At 72.2% G+C, this 12,894-nt stretch carries 11 protein-coding genes and 1 pseudogene; 3 read left to right on the top strand and 9 right to left on the bottom strand.

Annotated features, from left to right (window positions below; genetic code table 11):
* The first annotated feature begins 65 nt into the window (after positions 1–65).
* The gene (locus MCM47_RS12960) at positions 66–464 is read left to right on the top strand and encodes a pyridoxamine 5'-phosphate oxidase family protein (protein ID WP_238861707.1); all 399 of its coding nucleotides are present in this window, start codon (positions 66–68) and stop codon (positions 462–464) included.
* 32 nt (positions 465–496) lie between these two features.
* Here the strand turns inward: MCM47_RS12960 and MCM47_RS12955 are convergent, their stop codons facing one another.
* From MCM47_RS12955 to rpe, 5 genes are all read right to left on the bottom strand, one after another.
* On the bottom strand, positions 497–2,209 hold the full coding sequence (locus MCM47_RS12955; RefSeq protein WP_238861706.1) for a GAF domain-containing protein: 1,713 nt from the start codon (positions 2,207–2,209) through the stop codon (positions 497–499).
* Positions 2,210–2,681: 472 nt separating this feature from the next.
* Positions 2,682–3,242, bottom strand: a complete 561-nt coding sequence (locus tag MCM47_RS12950) for a hypothetical protein (protein ID WP_238861705.1) — start codon at positions 3,240–3,242, stop codon at positions 2,682–2,684.
* A 193-nt stretch (positions 3,243–3,435) separates the two neighbouring features.
* Positions 3,436–4,656: a LamG domain-containing protein gene (locus MCM47_RS12945; RefSeq protein WP_238861704.1), complete on the bottom strand. Its 1,221-nt coding sequence runs from the start codon at positions 4,654–4,656 to the stop codon at positions 3,436–3,438.
* Positions 4,657–4,932: 276 nt separating this feature from the next.
* Positions 4,933–5,892, bottom strand: a complete 960-nt coding sequence (locus MCM47_RS12940; RefSeq protein ID WP_238861703.1) for a pirin family protein — start codon at positions 5,890–5,892, stop codon at positions 4,933–4,935.
* 244 nt (positions 5,893–6,136) lie between these two features.
* Complete coding sequence (rpe, locus tag MCM47_RS12935; protein ID WP_238861702.1) at positions 6,137–6,820, bottom strand: ribulose-phosphate 3-epimerase; 684 nt, start codon at positions 6,818–6,820, stop codon at positions 6,137–6,139.
* Between the two features lie 251 nt (positions 6,821–7,071).
* On the opposite strand from rpe, the gene MCM47_RS12930 reads away from it, so the two are divergent.
* Positions 7,072–7,929 carry a hypothetical protein gene (locus MCM47_RS12930; RefSeq protein WP_238861701.1) on the top strand — a complete coding sequence of 286 codons (858 nt, stop codon included), beginning with the start codon at positions 7,072–7,074 and terminating at the stop codon, positions 7,927–7,929.
* Positions 7,930–8,097: 168 nt separating this feature from the next.
* Here MCM47_RS12930 and MCM47_RS12925 read toward each other — a convergent pair whose 3' ends face one another.
* The gene (locus MCM47_RS12925) at positions 8,098–8,757 is read right to left on the bottom strand and encodes a C39 family peptidase (protein ID WP_238861700.1); all 660 of its coding nucleotides are present in this window, start codon (positions 8,755–8,757) and stop codon (positions 8,098–8,100) included.
* Positions 8,758–8,990: 233 nt separating this feature from the next.
* Between MCM47_RS12925 and MCM47_RS12920 the strand changes: the two genes are divergently transcribed.
* Complete coding sequence (locus MCM47_RS12920) at positions 8,991–10,220, top strand: SUKH-4 family immunity protein (RefSeq protein WP_238861699.1); 1,230 nt, start codon at positions 8,991–8,993, stop codon at positions 10,218–10,220.
* A 188-nt stretch (positions 10,221–10,408) separates the two neighbouring features.
* Here MCM47_RS12920 and MCM47_RS12915 read toward each other — a convergent pair.
* The 3 genes and pseudogenes from MCM47_RS12915 to MCM47_RS12905 all read right to left on the bottom strand — a co-directional run.
* A pseudogene (locus tag MCM47_RS12915) lies at positions 10,409–10,909 on the bottom strand (DUF4188 domain-containing protein); the annotation flags it as partial.
* 98 nt (positions 10,910–11,007) lie between these two features.
* Positions 11,008–11,610: a TetR/AcrR family transcriptional regulator gene (locus tag MCM47_RS12910; protein WP_238861698.1), complete on the bottom strand. Its 603-nt coding sequence runs from the start codon at positions 11,608–11,610 to the stop codon at positions 11,008–11,010.
* Between the two features lie 279 nt (positions 11,611–11,889).
* Positions 11,890–12,876, bottom strand: a complete 987-nt coding sequence (locus tag MCM47_RS12905; protein WP_238861697.1) for an aldo/keto reductase — start codon at positions 12,874–12,876, stop codon at positions 11,890–11,892.
* Positions 12,877–12,894: the final 18 nt, after the last annotated feature.

Raw genomic sequence — 12,894 nt, 5'->3', positions numbered from 1 at the left:
CGGCCACCGGCCGGGGGACCAACGGCCTATCCCACCCATGTCGGCCGGGGACGACCATCGATGCCATGACACCTGACATCGCGCCGCTCGAGGAGCGGCACTGTCTGCGCCTGCTGGCCGGAGCACCGGTCGGGCGTGTCGTCTACACCGTGGGCGCCCTGCCGGCTGTCCTGCCGACCCGCTACCGCCTCGACGACGACGGCAGCGTACTGCTGCGGGCCACCGCCGGTTCCGAATTCCTGCGCGCGGTCGCGGGGGCACTCGTCGCCTTCCAGGCCGACGAGATCAGCGCGGCCGACGGCAGCGGCTGGAGCGTCACGGTGCTCGGCACCGCCGAGGCCGGCGCGGAAGGCTCCGCGGCCGATCCCATCGCGCCGGCGCTCGACGGTCGGGTGACCATCCGGATCAGCCCCGAGTGGGTGACCGGCTGTCTCCTGCCCGCCGCCCTTGCCCCGCAGCCCTGACAGCGGCGCGCACCTTCCACGCCCCCGTGCGATCAGACCTCCAGGGGCACCGCCCAGACGAGCCGCGCTCCGCCCTCCGGCGGACTGGACACCTCCAGCGCGCCGCCCAGGCTCTCAGCGCGCTCAGCCAGGTTGCGCAGCCCACTGCGCCGCCCCTGCTCCGGGATGCCGACGCCGTCGTCCTGCACGGTCAGCAGCACCCTGGCTCCGGTGGCCCGCAACGCGACCTCGACCCGGCCTGCCTTCGCATGCCGGGCCGCGTTGCTCAGCGCCTCGCCCAGCACCGCCACCACGTGATCGGCCACCTGTCCCGGAACGTCCGTGTCGAGCAGGCCCTCCATGCTCAGTCGTGGTGCGAATCCCAGGGCCGCCTGTGCCTCTTCGACCACCCGCACCACCCGGGACCGCAACCCGTGGGCCACCGAGTCCTCGCGCGCCCGCAGGCCGAAGATCGTCGAACGGATGATCTTGATCGTCTCGTCCAGATCCCCGACCGCCCGCAATACCCGGTCCGAGGCCCCGGAGTGTTCGATGAACCGCGCCGCGCTCTGCAACGTCATACCGGTCGCGAACAGCCTCTGGATGGCCAGGTCGTGCAGATCACGGGCGATCCGATCGCGGTCTTCCAGCATCGCCAGTTGTTCGGCGTCCCGGCGCCGGTCCGCCAGCTCCAGTGCCAGCGCGGCCTGATCGGCGAATCCGAGCAGCGGGCCGATCTCGCGCTCGGTGAACGCCCGCTCCCCGGTCGGCCGGGCCAGCAGCAGCACCCCGTCGGCCTGTCCGTCCGCCCGGCCGAGCGGCACGGCTACCGCCGGCCCCTGGCCGGAGAACCGGCGCGGCTCGCCGGTCAGCCGAGGGTCCTGCGCCAGGTCCAGGGTCGTCACCGGGGACCCGAGGCAGAACGCCTCCCCGGAGAGCGTGCCGGTCAGCGGCAGGTGGATCCCGGACCGGGCGGACGGGTCGCCGCCCATGGCCAATTCGACGCGCAGCCCGTCGCCGTCGTCCTCGCGCACGGACAGGTCGACCAGTTCGGCACCGGTGATCTCCAGCGCCCGCCGCGCGATGAGCTCCATCACCTCGCCGCGGGTGGCCCCCGACAGCAGGCCCCGGGTGATCTCCGCGCTCGCGCTCAGCCACCGCTGCTGGCTCTGCGCCTCCTCGAACAGCCGCGCGTTGTCGATCGCCACCCCGGCCGCCACCGCCAACGTGGCGATCACCGACTCGTCGTCGGCGTCGAACTGCTCCCCGTTGCGCTTGTCGGTCAGGTAGAGATTGCCGAACACCTCCTCCCGCACCCGCACCGGTACACCGAGGAAGGTCCGCATCACCGGGTGGTGTGCCGGGCAGCCGTACGAGGCCGGATGCGTGGACAGGTCCTCCAGCCGCAACGCCTCGGGATGGCGGATCAGCTCGCCGAGGATTCCCTTGCCGGTCGGGTAAGGCCCGATCCGGGCCATCTCCTCCTCGCCCAGGCCCACGGTCAGGAACTGCGACAGCGACTCGCCGTCCGGACCGATCACGCCCAGCGCCGCATACCGGGCGTCCACCAACACTGCGGCCGCCTCCACGATCCGCCGCAGCACTTGCGTCAGATCCAGCTCCCGGCCCACCGACAGCACCGCCTCCAGCAGGCTGTGCACCCGGTCCCGGGTGCCGCGAGCGGAGTCGATCCGGGCCTGCAGTTCCTCCAGCAGCTCGTCCAACCGCAGCTGCGGAATCCGCGACCGCACCTCGTCCCCGCCCACGCGAGCCTCCTCGTCTCCGGCCACCGACCGGCCGATTCTCGCAGACGCCCGTTCGAACGTGACAGTGCCGCCCCACGCCCCCTTCGAGGCGACCGGCGAAAGACCGCAGGTCACGCACGCACTCACGGCGACCGGGACGGGCGGTCCAAGAGCAGCGCCCCGGCGTCCCGCAGTGGCGTGGACCTCACGCCAGCTGAGATTCGCCGCCTGCTGGCAACTGGACCCCGCACCCGTTCTCCGAACGGAAGCCGTGCTGTGACTTGGTCGCAGCGGAAGCGCCGCCACCTAGCGCACGCCCGGCTTTGTTACTACATGCGTCGCGGCCACCCGTGGGTGGGACAGTCACGTCAAACCCGCCCCACCCAAGCCCCAGCCTCGCTCTACTCACCGTCCCCAGGCAGTTGACCAGGGCACATGGAGAACTCTCACTGGAGAATTAGTGGTGGAGCGTCTCAGTACCCCGGCAGCCCAGCTATTCCACCCAAGTCCAGTCACCCTGGTATCGACACAGCGGCTCGTCGGGGTTGGCGGGCGCCACCTCATCGGCATACGCGTACGTGCCCTCGACGACGGCGAGCAGGAAGGCCGCAAACCCACCATCGAACCGATCCCACTCCTCGGGGCTCCGATAGAACGCGACCACGGGCCACGAATCCGGGTCTCCGCCCTCGGTAAGCCAGAAGAACTGGTCGGCGTTGAGGTTGGAGCCCCATGCGATGAGGCCGCCGGGCTCAGGGTGGACGAGGTAGGGGCAGTCCGGGTCACCAGCCAAATCGGCAGCGACCCCGTCAGTCGTCAGGCGCAAGAATCCGGGGAAGCCGACGATCGGCCCACCGTCGTAGGAGCGCAGGGTTGGAACCGGCACAGACAGCTCGCCGTTGATCCGCACACTCCCATACTGGTCTACGAACTCCCGATAGTCCGCAGGGAAAGCGAAGCCGACTTCCGCGAGGGAACGCTCCCACGGCGTAGCCGTCGGCTGCTGCGAGGGCTCGCCGAAGAATTGGGCAAGACGGTCCAGTTCCACACTCATCTTCTGTCCACTGCTTGGATACGGTCAATTCCCTAGGGGGATTGCCTGATTTCTACCGTTAAGTCGAGCGTTGTCCACGTAGGTGTACTCCATCATGTCAGGGATCCCCTTCGAAGACTGGCTGTAGGCCATCAAGGAGAACCCGAACGGGATGGTACTGGCAGGAGTCTGGTACAGCGGGATGACTGTGTAGTCAACGATCTGGCCTTCCCGCATGACGTCTCCGACATGCCTCTCGAACTCCCGGAAGCTGTTCATTACCTGCGAGCGGGAATCCACCCGCCACAGCAATGCTCTGAGCTTCCCTCCAACTGGTGATATTGCCAGTCGCATGTATTCCGCGACTTCCCTTTGGAGCCCCCGCCAGGCATGCATGGGCCCCCGTCGGACGCTTCGTGACCGCTGCACCCGGCGCCGCACCTGGGTCGACTACATCCTCTGTGTCCCAGTAGTCGATCCAGCCACCCTTGCCACCGTTGTCGCTAACAGCACCTGCCGGGCGACGGTCCAGGCAGCTGGGAGCCTTGTCGGGTCCGCTCTGATCCGGCTGAGGACCAGAGGTGGCCGTGGGAGTCACATTCGGGACGAGCAGCACCATGGCCAGCAGGTCGACACTGTTGTACGAGGCCGACATGACGTGGAGGATGTCGTGGTAGGTGCCGGCGGCCCGGTGCCCGCCTCGCTGTAGAGGAACGAGCCCCCGGTGAAGGTCGGTTCGGAGATCTTCCAGTCGCTGCCGGCGGAGTCCGTCACCGTGGTGACCCGCTCCGTGTTCTGGTCGTAGGCGACCCGGGGCGCTGTTGCGTCCGGTCGGCAGTACCGTCTTGGTTAGTTGCGAGCTGCCGTTGCGCAGGGCGTAGTGGTCGGCGACGGTCTGGCCGGTGAGCGGGTAGTCGTAGACCGCGACCTCGTCGAGCTGGCCGTTGACCCATGACCAGCCCCCGTTACTGCCGGGCCAGTTGCCCTGCCAGTTGCCGGTGTAGCCGCCGCCGAGGTAGGCGCGGTCCATGCTCAGGTGGTCGATGTCCCCTGCAGTGGTACCCACCTTCACGCCGTCCAGGAAGAGCACCGTGTTGTCCCTGGCTGCGGGGAGGACCACGTGGTGCCAGGTGTTGTCCGCAACCGAGCCGCTCGTGGTGACCGGCGCGCCGGGGCTGTTGTTGTCGCGAGCAGAAAGAGCAGGCCATAGATAGCCCCGCTCGGATGTGCGTTCCAGCAGGGTCCGCCCCAGCGATGGCCGATCAACCGGATCAGCCCACAGCTCCAGTGCTCGTCGACGCGCGTTCGCGGCTACTCGTTCACGAATCGCAAGAACGGCCCCCGTCTGGCGCCGACCTAAGCGGGCCTGACGACGGAACGCAGACGCGCCGCCGTCCAGAACCACCCAGACCGGCAGGCCGCCAACGAGCGGCAAGGACCTTCGATGCGGCGCTCGGGCTCGACCGCTCAAGGGGCCTTCGCCTGATCACGCTAACTGACCTTCCATCAGGAAGGTCAGCAAAAGGTCAGCATCGAGTCGACTGAAGCCTGCTACAGACACCCAGACCTGAGAATCAGGAGGAGCGAGGACCTCACCTCCGTCAGGCGTCGAAACCTAGGAGCGTGCGTCCTCCAGCAAGGCTCCCAGACTCCCCAGCAGCCCGGTGAGCAGCGGAGCATGCAGGCATGACTTCGAGGGCATCTGCACAGGTCAGCGCACCCGTCCGCGCGCCTTCAGCGGGGTCGGCGGCATCTCCGGGGCGCGGAGGCGGGCGCCGGCGTAGCCGCGGACTTCGCCGAAGCGGGTGCCCTGTTCCCAGTCGGTGCGGGCCTGGGAGATCTCCTCGCCCGTACGGCCGATGAAGTTCCACCACATGACGAGGTGCTCCTCGAAGGGCTCGCCGCCGAGGAGAAGGACGGCGGCGTCGGTCCGGGCGAGGAGGGGGAGTTCACGGCGGTCGGTGCCGAGGTAGAGCATGGAGCCCGGCTCGACGGGGACGCCGTCGACGTGGACGCTGCCGGTCATCGAGAGGACGGCGTACTCGAAGCCGGGTTCGAGGGGGAGCTTGAGGTCGGCGCCCGCTGTGAGGGCGAGGTCCGCGCCGACCAAGGGGGTGTAGGTGGTACCCGGAGAGGCGGCCGAGTCGAGGGTGCCGAGGATGACGGTGGCGCGCAGGCCGGGGGCGGTGACGACGGGCAGGTCGGCGTGGTGCTCGAAGGCCGGGTCGGTGTGCCGGTGGGCGTCCGGGAGGGCCACCCAGAGCTGGGCGCCGTGGAGGTAGCGGGCGTGGGGGCGCGGGGACTCCTCGGAGTGCGAGATCGCCCGGCCGGAGGTCATCAGGCCCAGCTCGTAGGGGCGGACGGTCTGCAGGCTGCCGAGGCTGTCGCGGTGCAGGACCTCGCCCTGGTGGAGCCAGCTCACGGTCTGCAGGCCCATGTGCGGGTGAGGCGGGACCTGCATTCCGGGTTCGTCGGCGATGTCGTCCGGGCCGTAGTGGTCGACGAAGCACCAGGCGCCGACCATCCGGCGGCCGAGGTTGGGCAGCAGGCGGCGCACCACCGTGCTCTCGCCGAGGGGCACCTGACGGCCGGTCAGCAGTTCCTTCACCGGGCCGGCGCCGGCCTCGCCGCCGCAGCGGGTCGGCGCGGGCTTGAGGTCGAGGTTGCTCATGTCGCGGATCCTCCACCGAACGGGTCGGGACCGGCCCGGGGCCGGGGTCGTCGAACACGATCATCCAGCACCCCGGCGGGTTCCTCCACCCGGCGAGCCGGGCGCCGACCGCTCGCCGATCGGTCGCGACCGATCGGCGGGCGGTCGGACGGCAAGCGGCGGCGGAGCGGAGGGCGAGCAACGCGTTGAGCGGGCGGTGAGCGGACGGCGGCGCCCGCCGCGTGACCAGTGCCCCCGCCTGGCCTCAGTGCCCGCAGGCCCACCAGGCGTCGGCCGTCGCCGCGTCCGCGAGCGCGCGCAGCTTGGCGACCGCCTCGGCCGGGTCCTCCGCGCCGTAGACCGCGGAGCCGGCCACGAAGACGTCGGCGCCCGCCTCGGCGCAGCGCTCGATGGTGCCCGCCGAGACCCCGCCGTCCACCTGCAGCCAGAGCTCCAGCCCGTGCTTGTCGATCAGTTCCCGGGTGCGACGGATCTTGGGCAGCATGATGTCGAGGAACGCCTGGCCGCCGAAGCCGGGCTCGACGGTCATGATCAGCAGCATGTCCAGCTCGGGCAGCAGGTCCTCGAACGGCTCGATCGGCGTGCCGGGCTTCAGAGCCATGGACGCGCGGGCGCCCTTGGCCCGGATCTCGCGGGCGAGGCGGACGGGCGCGGCCGCGGCCTCGACGTGGAAGGTGACCGAGCCGGCGCCGGCCTCGACGTACTGCGGGGCCCAGCGGTCCGGGTCCTCGATCATCAGGTGGCAGTCGAGCGGGATGTCGGTGGCCCGGGCCAGCGACTCCACGATCGGGACGCCCAGCGTCAGGTTGGGCACGAAGTGGTTGTCCATCACGTCGACGTGCAGCCAGTCCGATCCCCTGACGGCCTCGGCCTCCTCGGCGAGCCGCGCGAAGTCCGCGGACAGGATGCTGGGGTTGATCTGCGCCATTACCGAATGCCTTCGTGCGAGGGTTCCGGTGCCGGGAACGGGCACCTCGGCCCATCATCTCTCGGCAGGCCGGAGGGACCGAACGGGGCGGGTTCCGAGGCGTGAGACCTCACCGTGACCCTCGTCACACCGCATGCGGGTTACCCCGGCCGCCGCCGCGGTCATCAGCCTTGTGCGGCCGGCCATCCGCCCTGTGCGGCGCCTCCCACCGTCCGCGCGCCCCGGCGCTCCCCTCCGAGGAAGGCCCTCCGTTGACCGGTCCCGTCCACCCCGCCCGCGCTCTCTGGTGGCTCTTCGAGCCGGTGCACGCCATCACCTACTTCGCACCCGAGGCGCGCGCCGCCTTCGAGGCCGCCGGACTGCGCGGCGGCTGGCGCGGCTACTTCGCCGGCCGCGCGGCGCCGCTGGGCCCGGTGGACGCCCCGCCGGTGGTGGCCGCATTCTTCGGGTTCGCGCCGGGGATGGTGGAGCGCGCGCTCCCGGACGTCTGGAAGCGCGCCGATCCGGAGACCACGCTGGCGGCCCGGGTCGAGGGAGCCTCGGCGACGCTGGAACGGCTGCTCGAACACGTCGAGCGGGAGCGGATCGAGCTGGTCACCGAGCGGCTGGAGCAGGCCGTCTCCCGGTTGGACTGCGCGGGCCGGGTGCTGGCCGCCGCGAACGCCGCGCTCCCCCGGCCGACCGGCCTGTACGGGCGGCTCTGGCAGGCAGCCACGGTGATGCGCGAGCACCGGGGCGACGGGCACGTCGGCGCCCTGGTCGCGGCCGGGCTGGACGGCTGTGAGGCGCTGGTGGTGCGCTGCGCCCTGGACGCCCGGCGCGAGGCGATCCAGCCGATGCGCGGCTGGACGGACGAGGAATGGGACGCGGCCACCGCCCGGCTGGCGGAACGCGGCTGGCTCACCGAGCACGGGGCGATCACCGAGTCCGGGCGGCTCCGCCACCAGGCGCTGGAGGCGGCCACCGACCTGGCCGCCGCCCGGGTCTGGCAGGACCAGCCGCGCGCCGAACTGGACCGGCTCGCCGGCGCGCTCAAGCCGATCGCGGCACTCTGTCGCGCCGCCCTGCCCCCGGTCAATCCGATCGGACTGCCGGAGACGACGGCCTGACCCGTGCGTGAGCCGATACCCCGCGCCGCGTGCGACCGCCACCGAGGCGGGTTCGCGCGCGGCGCAGCTCACGCGCGGCGCAGCTCACCCGAACGGGTCACGCCCAGCGCGGCCGGACGTCCACCGGCCACCGGCCACCGGCCACCCGACTCGGCCACCTCGACCACCTCAACCGTCGACGGCCTCCGGCGGGCCGAGGACGATCCCCCGGCCGGAGTAGAACCGCTCGAAGTGCCGCCACGGGACGTGCGCGTACGCCTGCGACTCGCCCGCGAACCCCGAAGGGTTGTGGATCACCAGCGCCGTCCCCGTCGTACCCACCGCGAGCACCAGGTGCCCGCCCCGCCGCTGCGGCTCGGGCCCGTCCGGGTGCCGGACCGCCGGGTGCACCGACAGCATGACCAGCCGCCCGGCGGCCACCTCGGCCGACACCTCCTCGGGCGTCAACTCCCTTGCCTGAGCGGTGAGTCCCCAGCGATCGTGGACGTAGGTGGCGAAGGGCGTGTGGATCAGCCCGCGCACCCGGTCGCCGTCACGCTCGTAGGCGCCGGCCGATAGGCACTCACCGGCCAGCGTCATCGCCGACGGCGCGACGCCCCACCAGTGGTCGAGCGCCATCCGCAGGCAGGCGACCCCGCAGAGCCGCCAGGACCAGTACTCGTACTCCTCCGGTGTGGCGGCCCCCGACGCGCCCCAGCGCGGATCGTCCGCCGCACTCACCGAGCCGGCGATGATCTCCCGCACCAGCTCGGGCGACTCCCACTGCGCGTAGTACGGCACCTCGTGCACCACGGCCGCCCCGCGTCCGCCTTCCTCCGCGACCACCATGCACCGACGCTCTCACGGCGGACGGGCTCCGCCGCCGCACGACACCCCCGACCGCGCCACCCGCCGCGCCCACCACCACTCACCACCACCGCCCCCGCCACGAGACGCCCTGAGCCCCCTGAGCTGCCCTGAGCCGGGCCGAGCCGCCATGGGCCGCCCTGGCCGCAGCGCTGTCGGTGAGGCCCGCTAGGGTCGGCGGTGATCAACGATCATCAACCCGGGGGTGGCCAGGCGTGGGCATCGAGCAGGATTGGGGCGGGCGCCTGCGGCTGGAGTCCGCGGAGCTGCCGGACGGGCTCGCGCACCAGCCCAGCCGGGACTTCCTGACTGCGGAGGGAGTGCCGGAGACGGCCGCCTTCCTCGACTTCTATACCCTCGGCGCGCCACCCCTGGAGGCGTTCAGCGACGCGGCGGAGGAGGGCGGCAAGGAACACCTCTTCGTCCTCGGCGAGACCACCTACACCGCCCACGCCGCCCACCAGGGTGACGCCGTCCTCCTCGACGGCGTGACCGGCGAGGTCTTCCTGGCCGGCCGACGCGCCGGCGTGCTCCGCCGCGACCCGCTCGCGACCGGTCTGCCCCAGCTCGTCGAGCTGCTCCGCGAGGTCGACGCGGCGGCCCTGGCCGCCGAGGAGCCCGAGGCGATCGACGGCCAGCGCGGACCGGCGGTCGTCGCCGGGGTGGTCGACGTCGTCCGGCAGCGGATGCGGGCGATCGACCCGGCACTGTTCCGGGACGACGCCGCCCCGCCTGCGCACTGGGACACGGCCCTGCTGGTCCGCTCCCTCGCCTGGGGCGCCCTGCCCGGCGTTCCGGACGGGCCCGGCTCCCTGGCGTACGAGATAACCCCCGAGCTCGTCGCCGACCTCGCCGAGCTCAGCGCCCGCACCGACACCGCGGGCATCCGGCGCTTCCACCCCGACGAGCTGCCGGACGTACTCACCCACGGCCCCACCCGCCGACTGCTCACCGAGCTCGGCCTGCCGGTCGGCGGCGCCCTGCTCGACGTCGCCGCCACCGGGCCGCTGCGGACGATGGCCGCGGCCCACCCGGAGGACTTCGGCTCCGCCGACGAGGCGGAATCGGCCGCCGAGCGCGAGTACCAGCGCGACCACCTCGCCCTCGCGCACTGGCCGCACGACCTGGTGATCGCCCTCGACGGTGCCACCGGCCGGCTGGAGCTGCCCGCCTGGCACGACCCAGGCGTACCCGCGGCCTACCTCAACCGGGACCTCTCCGCGCTGCTGTTCGCGCTCTGGACGCGCGAGCGGCTGCGTGCCGAGTGGCGGCGCTGGGAGGACGGGCGGACCCGCACGGCCTGGGCGGTCTTCGACCCGCAGGCGCTGCTGGGCCACGTGGCCGAGCACGCGGTGGCCGCCGTCGACCCCGAGGCCTTCGCGACCCCGGACCACTCCTGGCAACTCCTCGCCGGGGACGACCACATGGGCGGCCTGCTCTACTGAGCCGCAGCGTCCGAGCGCGCCTCGCCGGCACCCCCGGCGACGGCCGCGCCACCGTCCGCCGGACCACCGCCGGCGGCGGCCTTCGGCACGCCGTCCTCCCCGCCGGCCGCCCCCTCCCTGCCCGCCGCCTCCGCGGTGCCCGCTGCCTCCGCAGGGCCCGCCGCGCCCTCAGTGCCCACCGTGTCCGCCGCGGCCTTGGACCGGTACGCGAGCCGGTCCGCCGCCCGGCGCCCGCGCCGCTCCACCGGCAGCGCGCCGTGGGCCGCCGCCAGGCCGAACGGCGGCATGTCGAAGTAGATCGCCTCGTACGACCCCTCCGGCACGACGTAGGTCTCGTGCCAGAGCCCGACGTGCTGCCGGGTCCTCCCCGCCTTCACCTTGCGGTTGGCGATGCCCCAGGCCTTCCGGTGGAAGGCGTCCGGCGCGGCGGAGTACTGGTAGAGCTTCTCCTTCGACTCCCAGTATTGGACGACGTAGTACGTCCGCGGCGAGGCCGTCAGCAGGATCCGTCCGCGCAGCCCGCGCTCGGGGGCCCTGGCCAGCTCGTGCAGCATCCGGAACATCGCCGCCATCACCGGCCCCCAGTGGTGGACGGCCCAGAAGCGGTTGATGCGCATGCCGATCAGCAGCACCACCGTGTCCCCGGTGGCACCCGCGGTGGTGTAGCCGGGATTCGGTTTGGCGAACACATCGGCCTCCAGCTGTCTCCGTCCACCCATGTAAGCGGTGATTACATCAGCGGCCGACCACCCGGTCAAGGTTTGACGCAAGGCCAAATGCCTTTAGCTCAGCGGGGGTTGGCGATCCCCTGACCGAAGGTGTCCAGCACCTGCGCGGCCAGCACTTCCGCCTTCTCGATCGGCAGGTACCCGTCGATGATCAGCTGCGCCAGCCCGCAGACCAGCGCCTGGGCGGCCAGTCCCACCAACGCCGGGTCCCCCGGCCGGAGCCGGCCCGACTCCTGGTCGGCGACGATGAGTTCGGCATAGGCCTCGTCGATCCCCTCCAGCCGGCGCTCCAGCTCGGGCTGCCGCGAGGGCGCGAAGACCCGCGACCGCACCAGCTCGAACCGGTGCGGGTGCCGGATGGCGTACCGGACGAAACCCAGCCCGGTCGCGCGCAGCGCGGACCCCTCGTCGCCCTCGACCGCGGCCCGCTGCCACGCCTCGAAGTCCGCCAGCACCCGGTCCGCCAGCGCCGTCAACAGCGCCTGCCGGTCGGCGAAGTGGCGGAACGGCGCCCCGGCCGACACCCCCGCCCGCCGCGCCACCTCCCGGACGCTGACCCCGGCCTGGCCCTCCTCGTCCAACAGCTCGAACGCCGCCGTCACCAGCGCCTCGGCCAGGTCCCCATGGTGATAACTGCCCCGCCGGGCAGGCCTTTCCGTCATGGAGCAGTGCTACCACAGCGAGCCCCGGTGACCGGCGGGCAGGCCGCGGTCGGCCCGCCCGCCCCGTCGCGCGGCCGGTCCGTCCCCTCCACCCCGACTCGACTCCCGGCCACCGACGTGACTCGGCCCCGCGCCCGGAAACGGGCGGGGCCGAGAACCGGGCGGGACCGAGAACCAGGCGGGACCGAGAACTAGGCGGGACCGAGACGTGGGCACGGCCGAGAACCGGGCGGCCGGGAGCCACCCGGGCCCACGGACGCCGTACGCGCCCGGCACCGCCTACCAGGCGTAGTCCTCCGGGGCGGGCCGGTGCCCGGGGAAGATCTCGTCGAGACGGTCGAGGGTCTTCTGGTCGAGTTCCAGGTCGAGGGCGGCGATCGCGGCGTCGAGGTGGTCCGGGGTTCGCGGGCCGATGATCGGGGCGGTGACGGCGGGGCGGGCGAGGAGCCAGGCGAGCGCGAGGTGGGCGGGGTCGGTGCCGAGCTCGGCGGCGAAGTCCTCGTAGGCCCGGATGCGATCGCGGTTGGCGGCGAGGATCTCGGCGGCGCGGCCCGTGGCGCCGCGGACGGCGGCGCCCTCCCGCTCCTTGCGCAGCACGCCGCCGAGCAGGCCGCTGCGGAGCGGCGACCACGGCAGGAGCCCGAGGCCGTAGTGCTGGAGCGCGGGGATCACCTCCAGCTCGACGGCACGGTCGAGCAGGTTGTAGAGGGACTGTTCACTGACCAGGCCGAGGAAGTGCCGGGCGCGGGCCGACTCCTGTGCCTGGGCGAGGTGCCAGCCGGCGAAGTTGCTGGAGCCCACGTAGATGATCTTGCCCTGGGCGACCAGGACCTCCATCGCCTGCCAGATCTCCTCCCAGGGCGTGTCCCGGTCGATGTGGTGCATCTGGTAGAGGTCGATGTGGTCGGTGTTCAGCCGGCGCAGGCTGTCCTCGACGGCGCGGCGGATGGCGAGGGCGGAGAGGCGGCCCTGGTTGGGCCACTCCCCCATCGGGGCGTACGCCTTGGTGGCCAGTACGGTCCGCTCGCGGCGGCCGCCGCCCCGGGCGAACCATCTGCCGATGATCTCCTCGGTCCGGCCCTTGAGGTTGCCCTCGCTGTCCCGCCCGTACGCGTTGGCCGTGTCGAAGAAGTTGATGCCCCGCTCGTGGGCGGTGTCCATGATCAGGTGGGCGTCAGACTCCTCGGTGTGCGGGCCGAAGTTCATGGTGCCCAGGCAGAGCCGGGAGACGGTCAGGCCGGTGCGGCCGAGATGGGTGAACTCCATGCCGCCCACCATCGGACG

The organism is Kitasatospora sp. A2-31 (genome assembly GCF_022288725.1).
GTDB lineage: Bacteria > Actinomycetota > Actinomycetes > Streptomycetales > Streptomycetaceae > Kitasatospora.
Note: the sequence above shows the minus strand (reverse complement) of the source record. Positions and strands in the feature narration are given on the sequence as shown.